General features: G+C 72.1%; 17 protein-coding genes. 10 read left to right on the forward strand and 7 right to left on the reverse strand.

Going from position 1 to position 18,035, the window contains the following annotated elements; translation table 11 throughout:
* Both gvpJ and ACGF3I_RS00425 read right to left on the reverse strand, forming a co-directional pair.
* Complete coding sequence (gene gvpJ / locus ACGF3I_RS00420; RefSeq protein WP_393128264.1) at positions 1–456, reverse strand: gas vesicle protein GvpJ; 456 nt, start codon at positions 454–456, stop codon at positions 1–3.
* A 27-nt stretch (positions 457–483) separates the two neighbouring features.
* Entirely contained in the window at positions 484–861 is a 378-nt protein-coding gene (locus tag ACGF3I_RS00425; RefSeq protein WP_393128265.1) for a gas vesicle protein, read from the reverse strand.
* A 212-nt stretch (positions 862–1,073) separates the two neighbouring features.
* Here ACGF3I_RS00425 and ACGF3I_RS00430 point away from each other — a divergent pair, with 212 nt between their 5' ends.
* Entirely contained in the window at positions 1,074–2,156 is a 1,083-nt protein-coding gene (locus ACGF3I_RS00430; RefSeq protein ID WP_393128266.1) for a histone H1-like repetitive region-containing protein, read from the forward strand.
* A 3-nt stretch (positions 2,157–2,159) separates the two neighbouring features.
* Positions 2,160–3,260 carry an SRPBCC family protein gene (locus ACGF3I_RS00435; RefSeq protein WP_393128267.1) on the forward strand — a complete coding sequence of 367 codons (1,101 nt, stop codon included), beginning with the start codon at positions 2,160–2,162 and terminating at the stop codon, positions 3,258–3,260.
* 111 nt (positions 3,261–3,371) lie between these two features.
* Here ACGF3I_RS00435 and ACGF3I_RS00440 read toward each other — a convergent pair whose 3' ends face one another.
* Positions 3,372–3,545, reverse strand: coding sequence for a CsbD family protein (locus tag ACGF3I_RS00440; RefSeq protein ID WP_393128268.1), 174 nt, complete (start codon positions 3,543–3,545; stop codon positions 3,372–3,374).
* A 154-nt stretch (positions 3,546–3,699) separates the two neighbouring features.
* Between ACGF3I_RS00440 and ACGF3I_RS00445 the strand changes: the two genes are divergently transcribed.
* From ACGF3I_RS00445 to ACGF3I_RS00460, 4 genes are all read left to right on the forward strand, one after another.
* On the forward strand, positions 3,700–4,023 hold the full coding sequence (locus tag ACGF3I_RS00445; protein ID WP_393128269.1) for a hypothetical protein: 324 nt from the start codon (positions 3,700–3,702) through the stop codon (positions 4,021–4,023).
* Positions 4,024–4,207: 184 nt separating this feature from the next.
* Complete coding sequence (locus ACGF3I_RS00450; protein WP_393128270.1) at positions 4,208–4,765, forward strand: hypothetical protein; 558 nt, start codon at positions 4,208–4,210, stop codon at positions 4,763–4,765.
* On the forward strand, positions 4,765–5,973 hold the full coding sequence (locus ACGF3I_RS00455; RefSeq protein ID WP_393128271.1) for a DUF6236 family protein: 1,209 nt from the start codon (positions 4,765–4,767) through the stop codon (positions 5,971–5,973). Before ACGF3I_RS00450 ends, ACGF3I_RS00455 begins: the two co-directional genes overlap by 1 nt.
* Complete coding sequence (locus ACGF3I_RS00460) at positions 5,961–7,520, forward strand: hypothetical protein (protein WP_393128272.1); 1,560 nt, start codon at positions 5,961–5,963, stop codon at positions 7,518–7,520. Before ACGF3I_RS00455 ends, ACGF3I_RS00460 begins: the two co-directional genes overlap by 13 nt.
* 37 nt (positions 7,521–7,557) lie before the next feature.
* Here ACGF3I_RS00460 and ACGF3I_RS00465 read toward each other — a convergent pair whose 3' ends face one another.
* Positions 7,558–10,995: a WD40 repeat domain-containing serine/threonine protein kinase gene (locus ACGF3I_RS00465; protein WP_393128273.1), complete on the reverse strand. Its 3,438-nt coding sequence runs from the start codon at positions 10,993–10,995 to the stop codon at positions 7,558–7,560.
* A 208-nt stretch (positions 10,996–11,203) separates the two neighbouring features.
* Entirely contained in the window at positions 11,204–12,454 is a 1,251-nt protein-coding gene (locus ACGF3I_RS00470) for an FAD-dependent monooxygenase (protein ID WP_393128274.1), read from the reverse strand.
* Positions 12,455–12,532: 78 nt separating this feature from the next.
* Between ACGF3I_RS00470 and ACGF3I_RS00475 the strand changes: the two genes are divergently transcribed.
* Entirely contained in the window at positions 12,533–13,138 is a 606-nt protein-coding gene (locus ACGF3I_RS00475; protein ID WP_393129071.1) for a TetR/AcrR family transcriptional regulator C-terminal domain-containing protein, read from the forward strand.
* A gap of 159 nt (positions 13,139–13,297) precedes the next feature.
* Here ACGF3I_RS00475 and ACGF3I_RS00480 read toward each other — a convergent pair whose 3' ends face one another.
* Positions 13,298–14,518, reverse strand: coding sequence for a metallophosphoesterase (locus ACGF3I_RS00480; protein WP_393128275.1), 1,221 nt, complete (start codon positions 14,516–14,518; stop codon positions 13,298–13,300).
* Positions 14,519–14,942: 424 nt separating this feature from the next.
* Between ACGF3I_RS00480 and ACGF3I_RS00485 the strand changes: the two genes are divergently transcribed.
* The 3 genes from ACGF3I_RS00485 to ACGF3I_RS00495 all read left to right on the forward strand — a co-directional run bounded on the left by ACGF3I_RS00485 (position 14,943) and on the right by ACGF3I_RS00495 (position 17,299).
* A complete protein-coding gene (locus tag ACGF3I_RS00485; RefSeq protein ID WP_393129072.1) occupies positions 14,943–15,350 on the forward strand; it encodes a PPOX class F420-dependent oxidoreductase in 408 nt (135 codons plus the stop codon).
* 501 nt (positions 15,351–15,851) lie between these two features.
* Positions 15,852–16,571, forward strand: a complete 720-nt coding sequence (locus ACGF3I_RS00490; RefSeq protein ID WP_393128276.1) for a methyltransferase domain-containing protein — start codon at positions 15,852–15,854, stop codon at positions 16,569–16,571.
* A 164-nt stretch (positions 16,572–16,735) separates the two neighbouring features.
* Complete coding sequence (locus tag ACGF3I_RS00495) at positions 16,736–17,299, forward strand: YbaK/EbsC family protein (protein WP_393128277.1); 564 nt, start codon at positions 16,736–16,738, stop codon at positions 17,297–17,299.
* A 156-nt stretch (positions 17,300–17,455) separates the two neighbouring features.
* Here the strand turns inward: ACGF3I_RS00495 and ACGF3I_RS00500 are convergent, their stop codons facing one another.
* Complete coding sequence (locus ACGF3I_RS00500) at positions 17,456–18,028, reverse strand: GNAT family N-acetyltransferase (protein WP_393128278.1); 573 nt, start codon at positions 18,026–18,028, stop codon at positions 17,456–17,458.
* Between the last annotated feature and the right edge of the window lie 7 nt (positions 18,029–18,035).

Below are 18,035 nucleotides of genomic sequence, written 5' to 3' on the forward strand. Positions count from 1 at the left end.
TCACTCCTTCTCCCGGCGTACCGGCCTGCGGGCGGGACGCCGGCGCCGCGGCGCGGGCTCCTCCTCGGGCTCGTCGTCCCGCTCGTCCGCCTCGTCGGAGCGGCCCGACAAGGAGTCGGTGACGGCTTCGACGGCACCGCTCAGCGCGCCCTTGGACTTGCCGCGCGCGCCGCCCTCCATCAAACCGCCGACGACTTCCGGCAGTTGGGCGGGCGCCTTGCGGCCGGCTTCGAGGTCGAGACGGTTGCAGGCTTCGGCGAAGCGCAGATAGGTGTCGACACTGGCCACGACGATCCGCACGTCGATCTTGATGAGTTCGATGCCCACCAGCGAGATGCGGGCGAAGACGTCGATGACCAGGCCGCGGTCGAGGATGAGTTCCAGTACGTCGTAGAGGTTGCCGCTGCCGCCTCCGCCCCTGGTCGTGCTGCTGCCGCTCTGCGGCACCATGGTCATGGCGCCTCCTCTCCCCGGGCGGCCCTGCTAGGTCGGCCGGTCGATCATGCCTCGGCTGTAGCGGCGGGTCCGCTCGTAGGAGACCAGGGCTCCCTGGGGGTCCAGGACGACCTTGTAGCTGGCCATCACGCTGGTCGTGTCGGGGATGCGTTCCAGTTCCACCACCTCCACCTGCGCCTCCCATCCGTCATCGGTCGGTTTGAGCGAGGTGACGGAGTCGGGTACGCGGCCGAGGAGTTGGGCGAGCTGGCCGGCGGCGGAACGCATCGCGGCGGCGGCGTCGGGGACTCCGGACCGGGACTTCTTCGCAGGCGCGCGGCGCGGCGCGGCCCTGCCCGCGTCGTCGGCGTCCTCGTCCCGGTGCGGACGGGGACGGCGCTGTCGTGCCGGTTCCGCTGCGGCCATCGGTCACTCCACTGGGGGTACACCACTTGCCGATTAGAATGCCTTCATATACGTACATATCTCCCGTTTCGGGCAGCAGCTTTCCCGAGGCTCCTGAGCGGGCGGTCTCCCTGCGTCGGCAGCCCGGCACCAAGGCGGCTCCGGCGTAGCCGCGGACCCCGGACGTTCCCGGGCGGCCCACAGCAGCAGCCCGGGTGAAGGGATTGCAGCTCATGCAGGACACGACCAAAATCGCCCTCGCGGCCGCCGTGGCCGGGGGCTACGTACTGGGACGCACCAAGAAGGGCCGCCTCGCCTTCTCCGTGGCGACCTACCTCGCGGGCCGGCGCTTCGGCCTCGATCCCACCCAGCTCATGACACAGGGTCTGACCAAGCTCAAGGAGACCCCGCAATTCGCCGAACTCGGCGACCAACTGCGCGGCGAAGCCCTCGGCGTGGGCAAGAAGGCGCTGAGCGCAGCCGCCAACCGCAAGCTCTCCGAACTCGCCGACTCGCTCCACCAGCGCACCCTCGCACTCGACGACGCACGGGCGGGCGGCGACGAGGACGAGGCGGAGGAGGACGAGGAGGAGCCGTACGAGGACGAGGACGAGGGCGACGACGGGTACGAGGACTCCTACGAGGACGAGGAACAGCCCGAGGGCGAGGACGAACCCGGGCGTGCCGAGGACGAGGAGTACGAGAGCGAGCACGACGGCGAGGAAGCGGATGACGAGGGCGAGGGCGAGGAGGACGAGGCGCCTCCGGAATCTCCCCCGCCGCGCAGACGCCGCCGCCCCCCGGACTCTCCCCCGGCGCGCAGACAGCGCCGGCCCTCCCCGTCCCCGCGCGGCAGCGCTGCCTCAGAGGCCCCGCAGCGCGGGTCCACGCGGCGCCGGGGCCCCTCCGCGCCCTCGGCTCCCGCGAAGAAGAGCGCGGCGAAGTCGCCCGCCAAGAAGAGCGCTTCTCCGCGCGCCTCCGCCCGCTCGTCCGCCGCCGGCAAGGGCGCACCGTCCCGGACCGCCGGCGGCTCCTCCACGTCCAAGAGGAGCGCGCCTGCCAAGAGAACCGCGCCGGCCAAGAAGGCCGCCGCGAAGAAGGCCTCGAAGCCCCCCGCGAAGAAGGCGAGCGCCTCGAAGGCGGCCTCGAGCGGGCCCGCCCGCAAGACCGCCGCGAAGAAGGCCCCGGCGCGCACACCCGCGCGCAAGACGGCGGCGAAGAAGACGACCGCCAAGAAGACGACCGCCGAGAAGCCGGCCGCGAAGAAGACGGCGGCCAAGAAGACGGCCGCTCGCAAGCCGTCCGCGCGGAGGTAGGTCATGGCACAGTCACAGCGTTCGGAACGACGCAACGACAAGTCCGGGCTCGACCAGCTGGTCGAGGAGGTGACCTCGTTCCTCGGCGCCCAGGCCGGGCAGCTCGCGGACAAGGCGACGGACAAGCTCTGGGACGTCACCGACCAGCTCCAGGACGTCGCCGATGGCAAGGGCAAGCTCTCCGACGTCGCCGGCATCGGTGGCCGGCTCCTTGAGGGCGACTCCCCCGTCAAAGCCCTGGTCGGGCAGAAGCTCGGCAATGTGAAGGACACGGTGACCGACGCCGCCTCCAACCTGTTCGGCAAGGGCAAGAAGGGCCGCAAGAGCGGAGGCAAGGTCACCAACATCATCGAGTTCATCGACGTCGGCCTGCCCCTGCGCACGGTGTACGACCACTGGACGCAGTACGAGGACTTCAGCGGCTTCGCCAAGGGAGTGCGCAGCGTCTCGCGCAACGACGACACCACCAGCGACTGGAAGGTCAAGGTCGGCCCCTCGACGCGCGGGTTCAAGGCCACCGTCCAGGAACAGCTGCCCGACGAGCGGATCGTGTGGACCTCCGAAGGGGCCAAGGGCAGCATCCGCGGATGCGTGAGCTTCCACGAGCTGGCCCCTTCGCTGACCCGCATCATCGTCGTCGTCGAGTACTACCCCTCGGGGCTCTTCGAGAAGACGGGCAACATCTGGCGGGCCCAGGGCCGGCGTCTGCGTCTGGACCTCAAGCACTTCCTGCGGCACGTCTCGCTCACCACGGACGAGGCGGAGGGCTGGCGCGGCGAGATCCGGGACGGGGAAGTCGTGCGCACCCACGAGGAGGCCCTGGAAGAGGAGGACCAGGACGACGAGGACGCCCAGGGGGAGGACGACTACGACGACGAGTACGAAGAGGAGCGCCCCGACCAGGACGAGGACGAGGAGGGAAGCGAGAGCGAGGACGAGGACCAGGACGAGACCGCGGAGCCGTACGCCGACGAGGAGTATGACGAGGAGGACGAGGAGGAGCTTCCGGAGGACGAGGAGGCCGAGGTTCCCGAGGAGGACGACGACGAGACCGAGGAGGAGGCCGCGCCTCCGCGGCGCGGGGGCCGACGGCACAGGCGCTGACCGCCGGGGCCGGGCCCACGGCCCCGCTCAGCGCTCCAGGGCCGGCACAGTGTGCCGGCCCTGGCTCCGCAGCGCATCCGCCCGCCCCCGCGCGCACGCCCGCGGCCACGCTCAGTGCTTCAACGTGTCCTTGCCCTTCTGCACGGCCTGCTTGGCGTCTCCCGCCATCTGCTCGCGAGCACCCTTCGCCTCCAGGCTCTCGTTGCCCACGGCCCGGCCGGTGGTCTCCTTCATCTTGCCCTTGGTCTTCTGGGCCGCGTTCTTGACCTTCTTGCCCGCCGCCATCCTCACCACCTCCGCGCTGCACCGCAGCGTCGTACGAGTCTCTCTACACATACCCACCCGTTTGGCCTATAAGCGGGCAAACTGGGGAAAGATAGATGCAGCGGCGCGCTCGCGGTGGGCCGGCGCGCACAGCGGCAGGTCAGGAGGAGGCCGTATGAGCTGGGAATCGTGGACGACCACCGGCATTTTCGCCGGGCCGGGCGGCGTGCCGACCGGGGAGGGAGGTCCGGTCCTGACCGGGCAGCTTGACGTCCATACCACGTGGACCGAGGCCGAGAAACTCGCCTATGTCACCGTGCAGTACAGCGGCGCCTCCGAGTGGCTCCCCCTGGAGGGAAGCCCCGCCCCCTGCCCCAGCGCGACCGCGAGCCGCGACCTGCACGATGCCGCGGTGGTCGCCGTACGCAAGGGCACCGCCCTGACTCCCCCGGGATCCTTGGAGGCGCCCGCCCGCCACCTGGACAGCAGCGACATGTGACACGCACAACTCCCGCCGCTCATAAGGTGATTGACGTCGGCACGAGTACGGTGTCGACGGGAGGATGCGGTCAACTGCCGCGTCCCACACCCCACAACGCGTCACACCACCCCCCTCGGCACCCATGCACCTGCGGCATGTGGCAAGGTCATCGCAGGGACAGCGAACGGTGGGGAGGACCGTGGTGCCGCAGAACCGAGGTGAGGGCCAGACGCCCCTCGACCTGGGAACCACCATGACCGACAAGGGCCGCTTCCACGACGCGATCGAGCCATTGCTCCGAGCCGCCGCGCTGGACGGCCCCCCGGCTAAGCGCCGGGCGACGGCAATGGCCCTGCTGCGCCTCGGGATCGGGCTCTGCGAGCGGCACGACTTCGCCGGCGCGCTGCGCGTCCACCTTCCGGCGGCGAGAATCTTCGCCGAACTCGGCGACGCCACCCACGAGTTGCAGTGTGGCGCCTTCATCGGCGTCAGCGAGTGGCAGCTCAAAGCTTACGAGAGCGCGATCCAGGTCTTCGAGTCCAACGCCGTGAACGCACGGCGCATGGACGGCGAGACCGCGTTGCAGGCGCAGGCGATGCTGAGCATCTCCTGCATCCTGGTCGACCACCTACGGCAGTACCAGCGGGCGATTTGGTACGCGAGCGAGGCGGCGAGGCTGTTCCGGGCGACGGCCCACCAGGAGCAGGAGGCCCACGCCCTGCGCCACCTCGATGAGGCGCGGCGGGGCGGGCGCGCCTGATGGACCGCTTCGCCCTCTACTACCCGCACATCCACGTCCGCGACGACGACTGGCTCAAGTACGCCGCCCTGTACTGGCCCAAGATGGCCCGGATCCGGCCACCGGGCTACCCGCTCAAGGATTCCCCCGTCGCGCGGGAACTGCACGCCGCACGCTGGCTGTTGGACCTCGAACCCCCTGCCTCGGCCGCCGCCGAAGTCACCGGGCCATTCCTGCAACTCCTCCACGAACACGGCCCGGCCCTGCGGGACCGCTTCGGGCTCGACCGGATCGAGACCTGGGGGCTGCCGCTCGCCGAGGCCGGATTCGGCAACGCGGGCGGTTCTTCGGCGGGTTGGGGTGAGCAGCCCGCGGAGGACGGCCCGACCTGGCTCAACCCGCGCTTCGGATACGTCCACACCAGCCGCATCGGTGAGCACCTCCTCGCATCGGCCGTCGACCAGGGCCTGGCGCTCACCGGCCCGGGCCGGGGCGGGATGTGGGTGGCGATGCACCCCCGGCTCGCCACCGTGTACATGCTCGCGCTGGCCGAGCAGATCGCCGCCGAGAACCACCTGCATCCGGTCACGGACCAGATGCTGCCGCATGCCGCCCAGTCCGGCTGGACCTTCGAACGGCTCGCCTCGGTACTCCTCGACGGCCTCGCGCCGGCGGACTCCGTGGCGCGGCCGGGGCCCGAAGAGGCCTTCGCCCTCCTGGCGTTCGCCACGGTGGTCCCGGCGGACCTGCGGAACGTACCGATCGAGAAGATCCTGGAGGTCCGCGCCGAGTTCGGGCCGGAGCTGGACGCGTTCCGGCAGTTCACGGCCGACCAGGTCCAGCGGCTCGGCGCCATCGAGGACGTCCGGGACGCGGGGCTCTACCAGGAGTACCTGCGCACCGAAGTCGACCGCGAGGTACGCGCGCGGCTCGGCGAGCTGGACGACCGGATGCGTGGCGCGGGCCTCGAAACCGCTCGGGCCCTGGCCAATGTGAAGTCGGTGGCCCTTCCGCCGCTCGCGGCCGTCGCGGCGGACGCCGTCGGCATCGATCCGACGCTGACCGTCCCCGCCGTGATCGCCGGTTGCGTCGTCGGCGCCCCTCTCCAATGGCGGCGCAGGCGTCGTGAGATCGCGCAGGAGTCACCGGTGGGGTACCTGTTCCAGCTCCAACGGGCCCTCGGTCCGGACACGTTGATCGACAGACTGCGAAGGGCGTGGCCCCGGTGACAGACAACGGCGCCTCCTTCCCGGAGGCCTTCGACGAGGCGTTCCGCGGATCGGACGTCAACGAAGCGTTACGCGGATCGGACGTCGTCGGCGGCCCCTCGCTCGTCCCCCAGCGGCCCGCCGCCACTCCGTCGGCCAAGGCCCTCGCCGACCGGCAACTCCTGCGCCTCGTCGAATGCCTCATCGGCGAGGCTCCGTCCGACTGCCGGCAGATCACCGCGGTCTTCGCGTTGACGCTGCGGTCGGGGACCTCACGCGTGCAGCACACGAACCGGGACGGCTCCACCGAGGCGACGGCGAGCGCCGACGCGATGAGACTCGCCCGCGAGCTGCGCCGGACCACCGCCCGGCTGCCGCGCGGGCCGTGGTGGCGCCTCACGCTCGACCTGCCCGTCGATCCCGCCGTCGACCTGCACACCGGCGACGACATCGACGTGACCTTCGACTACGGCGACGAGCCGTTCCCCGAGGAGCACACGTTCGCACCCGGGGACTACCGCGCCGACCTCGAAGCGTTCGGCCGGTCGGCGGAGCGGCTCCCGACCTGGTTGTCCGCCCATGTGAGTCACGACGGTCGGCAGCTGCGAAGCCCCCGGCGGGCCGCCGCCCCGGCCGGGCCGGACAGCAGGGACGCCGCACGGAGCCTCTCGCCGAAGGATCTGCCCGACCTCACCAGGACCTGGGCGCGCTGGGCGGTCGTCGCGGCGGGGTTCGTGGCGATCGGCTCGTCGTGGGGGCCGCGGATGCAGCCTTCACGGGCACGGTTCGAGGGCGCCAAACGCGGCGGCTCGACGCTGTGGCTGCTCGCGGGCGACCGGGCCGTCCTGTCCGGCGGCGTGTGGAACGCGCCCGGGCTCGCCGAGGCCTACCGGGGCGACGCACCGCATCCGGAACTGTTCGCGGGGGCGCCGGCCTGGGTCGCCGATCCCCTGCTCGACGCACGCAACAACGACGGGCTGCTCTCCTTCTGCTACTGGTGGGAGAGCGGCCGTTGGCTGCGCGGCGAGTCACCGAAGACGGATGAGATCGCCACGGCGATCCCCGGGGTGTGGACGACTGATACGGTCGCCGGCATCCTGGCGGATCTGACCCAGGACGGCTCCCCGGACACCGAGGCCGCCGTGCTGCGCCTGGTGACGGCCGCCGAGGAGGGCTTCGCCGAACGCGCCCTGCTGGCCGAGGTGTTCGGCGACGGCCCGGACACCGACCTCGACGGCGCCTACCACCAACTGGTGATGGCGGGCGTCACGCGCCGCACCGACCTGCCGCGGTTGCCCCGCCACCAGGCGATCGCGAGCGTGAGCCGCTACATGCTCGCGCATGGTCTGGACAGCCCCGACTACCGTGCCGCGGACCTCGTGGCCGACCGGGTGGACTGCGGATGGATGGTCTTCGTGCCGGTCCCCGACGGTGAGATCAGGATCGGGCGCGGACTCTTCTTCGTCGCCGACGACGAGGTCCTGGAGCTCACGGACACCCAGAGCGCGAACCCGAGCCGGTACGCCGAACAGTTCGCGCGCCGCTACCGCGACCGCTGGGGGCTGTGAGCGCTGGGGGCCGGGATCGGTCGAAGCCGGGAGCCGGTCAGGGCCGGGGCGCGGCCAGCTCCCAGTCCAGCGTCCATACGCGCACCGATCCGTCGCCGCCGCCCGAGACGGCATACGCGCCGTCGGGCGTCAGGGCGAGTTGGTGGAGCTGCCCGGGCCGGGCCTGCACCGTGCGTGCGCAGGTGCCGGCCCCCAGGTCCCAGAGCCGCATCTCCCCGTCGCCGTCGCTCGACACCAGGAAGCGGCCGTCCGGGGTGAACCGGATGTCCCTCGCGTTGCTCCGGCCGTCGAGCACGGCGACGCAGGTGCCGGTGGTCGTGTCCCACACGCGCACCGACACGTCCTCGTAACCGCCCGCGGAGGCGACGAGTCCGCCGTCCGCGCTCATCGTCACGGCCATCACCTGATGCGTGTGACCGCGCAGCACGGCATAGCAACGGCCGGTGTCCACCTCCCACAGCCGGACCGTCCCATCCGTTGCCCCCGTTGCGGCGATTCGGTCCCCCGGGCCGATCCACACAGCTCGTGGCATGCCCTCATGACCCTCGAACGTACGCAACAGCGCGCCGGTTTCCAGGTCCCAGAGCCGCAACCGCCGGTCCTTTCCGTCACCCCCGACGAGCACGCGGCGTCCATCGCCGGTGAATCGGGCGCCGCCGGGGCTCAGGGCTATGGAGAGCATCTGGCCGAACGGCTCGGGCAGGGCGTCCGCTCCGGTGAGCCGCGCGCCGGACAGAAGGAAGCGTTCCGCACCCGTCGCGGTCCACCAGGCCTTGGCCCACCCGGTGCGATCCCAGGCCATGACGGCGGCGCCGTCGGCACTGAGCTGCACGCCGGCGATGCCCAGGGACGCCGGCGCGCGCCCCTCACCGCTGATGGTCCGCAGGAGCGCCCGGGTGCCGGAGTCCCAGAGCCTGATCTCACTGCCGTCGGTGGTGGCCATGAGGCGTCCGTCCGCGCTGATGTCGAGCGAGCCGACGCCGCGCCCGTGCGCCGCGTAACCGTGGTCGAGCCAGACCGCACGCAGGCCGGTGCGCGTCAAGGACCGGCCGAGGGCGCGCCAGGCCGCCATCACCTCGGGGGCCCGTTCGTGCCCGGGGACGGCGCGGGCCTCACGGAGCGCGGCGAGCGCGCCGACGCGGTCGCCCGCCGAGGACTTCGCCGCCGCGGTGTCGAGCAGCGTCCCGACGCGCTCCTCCAGAACGCTCAGCACGCCGTGCCTGCGCGGCCGGCTCACCTGGTACGGAACGGAGGGCGAGGCAGGCATCCGCCACAGCCGGACGGTGTTGTCGCTCGACGCCGACAGCGCGAACCGGCTGTCCGTTCCCCAGCGGACGCGCTCCACCCCGCTGCCGTGTCCGCCGAAGGTGCGCAGGCACTTGCCGGTCCCCAGGTCCCACAGCCGGACCGCGCCGTCGTGGCCGCCGGTCAGGAGGCGGGCGCCGTCGGAAGCGAGTGCGAGCGACCGGACGGGGCTGCACAGCGTGCGGATGCGTCGCGCGGTCCGCAGGTCCCAGATGTCGACGGTTCCGCGGTGGTCGGTGATCGCCGCGAGGCCCAGGCCGGGGTCGAAGCACAGGGCCCACGGGTTCACGTACGCGCCGGCCAGAGTCTGGGCACACTCCCCCGTACGCGTGTCCCACAGCCGGGCGCCACAGTCCCGGTACCCGGCCACCAGCACCCACCGTCCGTCCGGGCTGAGTTCGGCCCTCGGGAACTGCCCCAGCGCGCCGTGCAGTCGCAGGCGGGCCTCGTGCCGCCGCAGGTCCCACACGACGACATCGACGCCGGGCACACCGTCCCTCGGGGCGGATTCCGTGCCGACGGCGATGCCTTCCGCGGCACTCACCGCCGCCCAGTCGAGGGAGCCCGTCGTCCTGATGGTCCGCAGGCAGCGTCCGTCGGACAGGTCCCAGACGCGCAGGACGTGGTCGTACTCGACGGAGGCGCAGTACCTGCCGTCGGCGGTGATCCGCACCGACCGGATCGCGGCCGTGTGGCCCGTCAGGGTGCGCAGGCACCGGCCCGTGCGCACGTCCCACGCGCGGACGTCGCCGTCGTCGCCTCCCGTCACCGCGGTCCGGCCGTCCGCGGACACATCGAGGTGGAAGCTCGACGGCGATGCGTCGGCGGCCGGCGTGTTCCATCGGATCTCGCTGATCCCGGTACACCCGGCGTCCGGCACAGCCGCCGAGCCGAGGGCGTCGAGCGCCTCGCGCACGTCGCGCTGCCCGGGCCGTTCGCGGTCCACGCGCTCCAGGAGCGGTCGGGCCGCGGCGAGGTCGCCGCGTTCGAGGTGGACGAGGCCGAGCGCGTGCCGTGCGGGCCGGCCGTCGTCGGTGTCGGTGCGGACCGATTCGAGGTCGGCGATCAGCGTTTCATCGGTGATCTCGCCCGCGCGCCAGCGCCACAGCCCCGCGTTCAGCGTCGCTCCGGCGTGCTGCGGATCGGCCGCCAGGGCCGCGGTGAACGCACCCGCACCCTCCTTGCGGCGGTCGAGGTCGAGCAGGGAAAGGGCCCGGTTGTTGAGTTCGTCGGCGCGCAGGCCGGCGGCCTTCGGCTCAAGACGCCTGTACCGTCGCCCCGTCAACTGGCCGTACATCGAAGCCAGTTGCTCGGCCACCGCTCTCATGGAGCCCGGGCGCGCGGCGGGATCCGGGGCGAGGCAGCGCTCCAGGAGGTCCCCGAGTTCCGGCGGCAGCGGGGGCAGGCCAGGTCCGTACGACGCGATGTCGTGCCGCTCCCGGACGGTGTCGTTCGCGAAGGGCCCGCGGCCCCAGCGGGGTCCGCCGGTGAACATCTCCAGGATCGTCACGCCGAGGCTGAAGACGTCCGTCCGCCGTCCGACCGGCCGACGGGACAGCTGCTCCGGCGAAGCGTACGCGGGGGTCCGGCCGCCGGCCGAGACCGGGACGCTGACGCCCAGTTCCCGGCCCCCGTCGTCCTCGGTGACGAGCGGGCGGCCGCGGGCCAGGCCGAAGTCGGTGACCTTGGCGACGAGGTCGCCCGCCTGCACATCGAGCAGCACATTGGCGGGTTTGACGTCCCGGTGCACGAGGCCCGCGGCATGCGCATGGCCCACGCCCCAGGCCATCTGAACCGCGAGGTCGACGATGCGCGCCACGGCCGCCTCCGGGCCGCCCTCGTACAGTCGCCGGTCGGAGATCCAGTCGTGCAGGCTGCCCCCGCCGACGTACTCGGCGAAGACGTACGGCACCCCGCCCAGCACACGGACGTAGTGGCACCCGCAGATGTTCGGGTGCAGTCCCAGCGCGACCCACGCCTCGGCCTCGGCCACGAACCGCTCGCGCTGCTCCACGCTGCCGAACGCCTCGAGCTTCGGCGTCTTGACCGCGAGGTCGAGGCCCCACTGCCGGTGCAGGACCCGAAGCACCCGCCCCATCCCGCCCTCACCCGCGATCCCCTTGACCTCGTAACGATCGTCGAGACCCTCCTCGACGGCCCCATCGCGCATGGCCCACACGCCCCTCGCCGACCGACTCCGCCCCTCGCGCCCATTACAGACCGACCCGGCCGACTCCGCACACGCAACGGCCATTCCGCGCGGGGCACTTCGCCACATCAGCCGACGCCGCGACGAAGCGCCGACCCAACCCGCCCTGACCTACGCCCTGTTGCCTCTCCTCCCCCGCGTTCAGGTCGCGTTCGCCGACGATTCGGTGTCACCGGGGCGTCAACGGGGCCGGATCGTCAGGGAGTTGCCATTCGCCGCCGCGGTCCTCCTTCGACAGGCGTGCGGCGATCTCTGGCACGCGCAGGAAGCTGGCCAGTGCGGTGGCGGTCTGGAAGGCGTCGATGGCGCGCCGGGTCGTGGGCATGCCCAGACGCAGCAGACGGGGGTTGACCCCGCTCTGGATCTCCTCCACGAAGGGCCTCAGCACACGGTCGTAGCGCGCGAGTGCGGTGGGCAGGTCGCCCGGGTTCCGGTTGATCTCCCGGGCCAGGACGTGGGCACCGACCAGGCCGCCCGATATGCCCATGCCGCTGTAGGGGGAGGCGCAGTGCGCGGCGTCACCGGCCAGCACCACACGCCCCTCGGACCAGGTGTCGGTGCGGACCTGGACGACCTCCTGGGAGTAGAAGAACGGGCTGGCCCCCATTCCCTCGATGAAGCGCCCGCTCTGCCACCCCGCGTCGCGGAACCTGTCCGCCCAGAACTCCTGCTGGCGCTCGACGGGCGCGCGGTGGACGGCCGAGGCCTCCTCGGACGCGTCCCGCAGGACGAAGTACGCCTGCGTCTCGGTGGCGTTGTGGCTGCGGCGCATGATCTGACGACCGCCCGGGGCCATGTAGGTGTCCCGGACGTTGCTGTCGGAGGCGATGCGCGGAACCAACCAGTAGGCCATGTGCATGCCGAGGCGCCAGTAGGGATCGACACCCTTCGGCAGGAGCGCGCGCCGGATGCGCGACCCCTGGCCGTCGGCGCCGATCAACAGGTCGAACGTGCCGGACGAACCGTCGGAGAAGCGCGCGACGACCTGGCGCGCGTCCTGCTCGAAGCCGTCCACGCTCGTGCCGAACACGTACTCGGCGTCGTCCCGCGTCGCGTCGTGCAGGATGCGGACCAGGTCCCCGCGCATGATCTCGTACTCGGACGTGAGGGTCTGGCGACCCCGTCCCGAGGTGTTGGCCATGATCGTCGCCCTGGCCCTGCCGCGGGAGTCGATGAACGCCACGCCGGCCTCGTCCACGCGCGCGGCCCGCACGGCGTCGAGCAGCCCCATGCGCCGGACGGCCTCGATGCCCTGCCCCCGCAGATCGACCTGGGCGCCGGCGGCCCGCAGCGCGGGGAAGCGCTCGGCGACGGTCACGCGGTGGCCGCCACGGGTGAGCCAGAAGGCCAGGGCCTGCCCCGCGACGCCACCGCCGGCGATGAGGATCCGCAGGGACTGCTCGACCGGGTTCTTCGGCATGCCCGTCCTCCAAAATCTATCGCTGAAAGGTTCCTCTTCACCGTCGTCTATCACTGATAGATTGTCAACGTGACGAAGATGAACCGTGAGGCCGTGGTCGCCGAGGCGCTCGCCCTGCTGGACGAGGTCGGCCTCGACGCCGTCAGCACGAGGCGGCTCGCGAAACGCCTGAACGTGGAGCAGCCGTCGCTCTACTGGCACTTCCGCACCAAGAAGGACCTGCTCGCCGCGATGGCGGCGGCGGCGATGGAACCTCATGCGACGGCGGCCCTGCCGGCGCCCGGTGATGATTGGCGCGACTGGTTCGTGGAGAACACGCGCAGCTTCCGGCGCACGCTGCTGATGCGGCGGGACGGCGCCCGACTGCATGCCGGCAGCACCCCGACGAACGACCTCGACCGGATCCGCCGCAAGATGGACTTCCTCGTCGGCGCCGGTCTGCCCGAACGGGACGCCCAGATGGCGATGTTGGCCGCGGGCCGCTTCACGGTCGGCAGCGTCCTGGAGGAACAGGCGGAAGCGGCCTCCGAGGACGGCGCGGCACTGCCCGCCGACCTGCCGCCGATCGATCATGACGCGGCGTTCGAGGCGGGCCTCGCGCTCCTGGTGGACGGGCTGGTGCGGCGGGCCGCAGGTGCGCTCCCGGAGAACGCGCGAGTGCGGCGGACCGAGAGTGACGACTGACCGGCTTCGACCGTACGGCCGCCGGGGCGACCTCGCCTTCAGGCGTCAACTCGCTCTCTGGGAACGCCAGTTGGGGACGTCGGCAGGTACCACACCAGGTTGCTGCCGGGTCTTGAGGCACCGGGGTGCCGACGGCCCTTGAAGAGCGACGGACCTTCGCTACGAGGCGGACGGCCGTTCCGGGGAGCGGAGCACGAGGAGGGTGATCTCGCTCGGGGCGAAGACGCGGAACGGCGGGCCCCAGAAGCCGGTGCCGCGGCTCGTGTAGAGGAGAGTGCGGTCGCCGTGGCGACTCAGGCCGGCGAGGGCGGGTTGGTCGAGCCGGACGAGATGGTGGAAGGGCCAGATCTGGCCGCCGTGGGTGTGGCCGGACAGCTGAAGGTCGACGCCGTGGCCCGCCGCGCGGTCGATGAACTTGGGCTGGTGGGCCAGGAGGAGGACGGGGTGGTCGGGGTCCGCTCCGTCCAGGGCTCCGGCGAGGTCGGCGCGGTGGCCGGGGAGGCCGGAGGAACCGGCGGTCACGTCGTCCACGCCGGCGACCACCAGGGTGTCGCCACCGCGTTCGAGCAGCAGATGGCGGTTGCGCAGCGGCTCCCAGCCCAGCTCGTCCATCAGGTCGACCCAGCCCTGGGCCTCGGTGTAATACTCATGGTTGCCGGTGACGTAGACCAGGGCCCTGGTGGCCCGCACGGTACCGAGCGGGGCGGCCTGGGCCCGGCGGCGTTCGGCCGTCCCGTCCGCGATGTCGCCGGTGTGGCAGACCAGGTCGGCCCGCAGATCGTTCACCGTCGCGCAGACCCGCTCCGACCAGCGGGCGCGGTCGAGCGGGCCGTAGTGGGTGTCGGTGATGAGGACGACCCGCGTCCCGTCCAACCCGGGCCCCAGGCGCGGCAGTTGGACGTCCAGGCGGCGCACCCGCGGTACGCGGCGGGCCTCGGCGTACCCCCAGGCGAGCAGCGCGGCGGCGGTGCCGAGGGTCGCCCAGGTGACGATCCGGGCCCGGTCCTGGCCGTCGCCGACACCGGCCACCGTCAGCGCGAGGCGCAGCAGCGCGCCGAGCAGGACGGACCACGTGAACAGGACCCAGGCGGCGCCCAGCAGGGTGTCCCCGAGGATGGCCGCACCGTCCTGCTGTCTGCGGCCATGGCCCCGCATCATCGCGAGCGGCATGCCGATCAGGCCGAGCAGGAACAGGAGGGTCGCCGCGAGCGTGACCGGGAGCGGCCAGTGCTGGCCGGCGTACAGCAGCAGCCAGCACGGCACGGTCCACAGCAGGACGGGGGCGATCACGGGGAGGTGGCGCATCAGGCGGCGCAGCCCGCCCGGCCGCGTCGACCGCGCCGCGCTGTCACTGGCCCGGGTCTCACTGGTGTCGGCCATGCTGCCCCTCCGTCATCAGCCGCGGCTGCCTTCGCGCGCACTGTATCCGGGCCCCGTTCGCCCGTCGGCGGCGGGCCGCCCGGGGGCGGGGCCACTCTGGGCGGGGCCGCCCGGTGCGGGGCATGCGCGGTGGGCCGGTCCTGGGCAGAGGCATGAACCCATCGATCAGGAAGCGGACTTGCCTGCTACACCCGTGTGTGATCGCGTACACGTCATACAGGTCTCGCGGATTCCGTGCTTACCTGCGCGGCGCGGGATCCGCCGCACCACCTCACAGAAGGTCGACCGACAGCGACACCGGAACAAGCGCGGCCGACCATCTCAATCGCCCGTGCAACGTACCGCCGACGCCGCAGCGAACCACCCGGCCCACAGCGAAACCGCCTCGACACCGCCACCCCGCCTGGCTAGGGTCACGCGCGTGATGATCAGCTTGAACGACGCCGCCCGCAGACTCCTCGACGATGTGAACCCCGCGGTCCTCGCCACCCTGAACCCCGACGGCAGCCCCCAGACCTCGGTGGTCTGGGTCGGCCGGGACGGCGACGACCTGTTGCTCTCCTCGGCGGCCGGGCGCCGCAAGATAACCAACATGGAGCGCGACCCCCGGGTCAGCCTGACGGTCTACGACCGGGTCGACCCGCAGCGCTACCTGGAGGTGCGCGGCACAGCGGTCGTGGCCGAGGACCAGGGCCGGAAGGTCGCCGTCGCACTGGCCGAGAAGTACGAGGGGCCCGCCGCGGGCGACGAGTATCTGCAACTGCCGCCGGAGGTGGTCCGGGTGGTCGTCCGCATCACCCCGCAGCGCCTGGTCGGCACGTTCGCGAACTGACGGACGAGCCGGGGCGGGGCTCGGGGGGCCCGTCGTCGCCCCATGAGCCCTGCCTCTGCTCGCACCTCCAACTGCCGCATTTGCTCTAGCAGTTGAGGGCGCCTGCATGCGGAGCCCCCCGAACGCGACGCCGGGGCCCGGGACCCCTGACCCGCTCCGGACCCAGCGTTGTCGAGCAGACCGGCACCTCGGCCGCCCCGGAGGCGAGCGCGCCGGTTGGACCCAGCGCGCCGAGGGGCGGAACCTCTGAGCGGATCCGGGGTTGCGCAGCCCCAGGGGCTCAGCCCGTACGTCCCCGGCACCCCGGCCCGCCCCGAAGGCCACGGCAGTCCACCCAATCGGGTCTACCTCGCCCGCCACCCCGCATCAGGACCCTTCGGTCGCTGTTCACTTGGGTAGGAGACGGCTGCCGAGAGCCCCGGGCCCCGGGCTCCCGGCTGCCACCCCGGCGAGGCCGGGGCCCCCACCCCTCACCCGTCGCACACCGCAAGGAGACCCCCCATGACCGTGTCCGACCGCTACCGCACTTCCTGGGACGGATTCTGGGAGCAGAGTTCCGGTGAGTCGGGTGAGCCCTTCTGGGACGCGGATCCGGCGCTGACCGCTCAGCGCGATCTGGACCACCTCACCCCGTACGCCGACCCCGCGCTCCCGGTGGCCGACCTCGGATGCGGCAACGGTACCCAGACGCGTTTCCTCGCCACTCGGTTCGCCCGCGCCGTCGGGGTCGACCTCTCCGCCGCCGCCGTCGCCCACGCCCGCCGTGCCGACCCGGACGGCGCCGCCACCTACGAACAGCTCAACCTCGCCGACCCGGTGCAGGCCGGCGCCCTGCACGAACGGATCGGCGACACGAACGTCTACATGCGGGCCGTCCTGCACCAGAGCGACCCCGAGGACCGCCCCGCGGTGGCCGCCACCGTTGCCCGGCTGGTCGGCACCCACGGACGCGCCCTCGTCCTGGAACCCACCGGCGAGGCCAAGGACGTCATCGCCGCCCTCGCGGCACAGCCCGGCGGCCCCTCGCTGAAGCTGCGCCGCGTCAAGGAGCACGACCTGCGTCCCGGCGAGGTGGCCGAGGGGGAGGTCGCCGCCCTGTTGAGCGCGGCCGGCCTCACCGTCCTCGCCGAAGGCGCGACCGCGCTCACGATGAGCGAGACCCACGCCGACGGCACCCCGGTGGAACTCCCGGCCCGCTGGTTCGTCGGGGGTCGCCCCTAGCGCGTCCGATCGCCGCAGGGCAGTGAGAAGCCGTCGCCGGTCGGCACCTGGTAACGGATCCGGGGTGGTGGACCCTGTCTCCGGAACCGGGCGCCGAGAGATCGGCAGGGCAGCCGACCCCGGGCCCAAACCGAGGGGATTTCGCCCTGCATTAGAGTCCATTCATGGCCACCTCGACCCCCGCCCCCTTCGGCAACTTCGACACCGTTCAAGCCGCGCTCGACGTACGCGACGACCTGGCCGCCCCGGTGGCCGACGCTCTCAAGAACTGGGACGCCCGGGATGCGGCCGAAGCCGTCCTCTACGTCGACACCGATCCCGAAAAGGCCGACACGGCCGTCTTCGCGGAGGCGTACGACGTGCCGCTCGACGCCTCCGCGAACTGTGTCGTGGTCGCCGCCAAGCGAGGTGGCGAGACCACGCTCGCCGCGTGCCTGGTCCTCGCCGGCGGCCGGGTCGACGTGAATAGCACCGTCCGCAAGCATCTCGGCGCACGCAAGGCCTCGTTCGCGCCGATGGACGTCGCCGTCACCGAGAGCGGCATGGAGTACGGCGGGATCACCCCCGTGGGTCTGCCCACGTCGTGGCCGCTGCTCATCGACGCGGCGGTGGTCGACACCCCGTACGTCCTCATCGGCAGCGGCAGGCGACGCGGCAAGCTGATCGTGCCGGGCCGGGCACTGGCCCAACTCCCGGGAGCGGAAGTCCTCCAGGGCCTGGCGGGCTGAAGCGGCAAGCAGGGCGCGGGCGGAGGGGGGCGCCCCCTCAGTCCCCTGATCGAGTCCCTCGCGGAACCCGGACGAAGCGCCCCACGGCACGGGCGCCCCGACCGTGGCGACGAGAGTGGGCGCGGAGGGCGGATGGGCGGCTCGGAATACGGCCGCCTAACGCTCGGTGCAGGGCCGATTCAATCGCCACACCACGTCGATGCCGGAGTCCGAGGGGGCAGCGGGCGGCGTCACCTGCTCACGACGTACTTCGGCGAAGCCGAGGCGGCGCGGTACGGCGCCGCTGGAGGCATTCGCCGCATCGTGCGCGATCTCCAGGTATGCCACGTCCGGCAGGGTGAATGCCTCGGACACCATGGCCGCCGTCGCTCGCGTGGCTATTCCCTGACCGGTGGCGGCGGGATGCAGCCAATACCCCAGGTACCAGCCCGGGGGCCGGCCCCGCGATAGGCCGGCATATCCCGACGAGCGTGGCCCTCCTGACGGGCCCGCAGGGCACCGCGTCGAGCCCGTACAGGACGAGGCAGGGTCCGCGGCCGGGCCGGCTGCCGTCTCCGTACGCGTCCGTACGCGGTGAGGGCAGCCGCGTCCGTACGCAGTCGGGGCTGCCGTCCGTACGTGGTGATCGTCTTCGGCGAACGAAAAAGATCGAGGGTCGTTGTCGATACGGCGGTGCCCCGTTCGACGTCCTGGTGTGAGGCATCCCGCCGCACGAGGACCCGGCACCACGACGTGA

Source organism: Streptomyces sp. NPDC048111, assembly GCF_043202815.1.
Classification (GTDB): domain Bacteria; phylum Actinomycetota; class Actinomycetes; order Streptomycetales; family Streptomycetaceae; genus Streptomyces.

What these genes read in the sequence shown, in the direction of transcription:
- ACGF3I_RS00440 (WP_393128268.1), bottom strand. Translation starts at nt 3,545, where the DNA reads ATGGCGGCGGGCAAGAAGGTCAAGAACGCGGCCCAGAAGACCAAGGGC.
- ACGF3I_RS00470 (WP_393128274.1), bottom strand. Translation starts at nt 12,454, where the DNA reads ATGCCGAAGAACCCGGTCGAGCAGTCCCTGCGGATCCTCATCGCCGGC.
- ACGF3I_RS00435 (WP_393128267.1), top strand. Translation starts at nt 2,160, where the DNA reads ATGGCACAGTCACAGCGTTCGGAACGACGCAACGACAAGTCCGGGCTC.
- ACGF3I_RS00485 (WP_393129072.1), top strand. Translation starts at nt 14,943, where the DNA reads ATGATCAGCTTGAACGACGCCGCCCGCAGACTCCTCGACGATGTGAAC.
- ACGF3I_RS00495 (WP_393128277.1), top strand. Translation starts at nt 16,736, where the DNA reads ATGGCCACCTCGACCCCCGCCCCCTTCGGCAACTTCGACACCGTTCAA.
- ACGF3I_RS00445 (WP_393128269.1), top strand. Translation starts at nt 3,700, where the DNA reads ATGAGCTGGGAATCGTGGACGACCACCGGCATTTTCGCCGGGCCGGGC.
- ACGF3I_RS00480 (WP_393128275.1), bottom strand. Translation starts at nt 14,518, where the DNA reads ATGGCCGACACCAGTGAGACCCGGGCCAGTGACAGCGCGGCGCGGTCG.
- ACGF3I_RS00430 (WP_393128266.1), top strand. Translation starts at nt 1,074, where the DNA reads ATGCAGGACACGACCAAAATCGCCCTCGCGGCCGCCGTGGCCGGGGGC.
- ACGF3I_RS00455 (WP_393128271.1), top strand. Translation starts at nt 4,765, where the DNA reads ATGGACCGCTTCGCCCTCTACTACCCGCACATCCACGTCCGCGACGAC.
- ACGF3I_RS00475 (WP_393129071.1), top strand. Translation starts at nt 12,533, where the DNA reads ATGAACCGTGAGGCCGTGGTCGCCGAGGCGCTCGCCCTGCTGGACGAG.
- ACGF3I_RS00490 (WP_393128276.1), top strand. Translation starts at nt 15,852, where the DNA reads ATGACCGTGTCCGACCGCTACCGCACTTCCTGGGACGGATTCTGGGAG.
- ACGF3I_RS00425 (WP_393128265.1), bottom strand. Translation starts at nt 861, where the DNA reads ATGGCCGCAGCGGAACCGGCACGACAGCGCCGTCCCCGTCCGCACCGG.
- ACGF3I_RS00465 (WP_393128273.1), bottom strand. Translation starts at nt 10,995, where the DNA reads ATGCGCGATGGGGCCGTCGAGGAGGGTCTCGACGATCGTTACGAGGTC.
- gvpJ (WP_393128264.1), bottom strand. Translation starts at nt 456, where the DNA reads ATGACCATGGTGCCGCAGAGCGGCAGCAGCACGACCAGGGGCGGAGGC.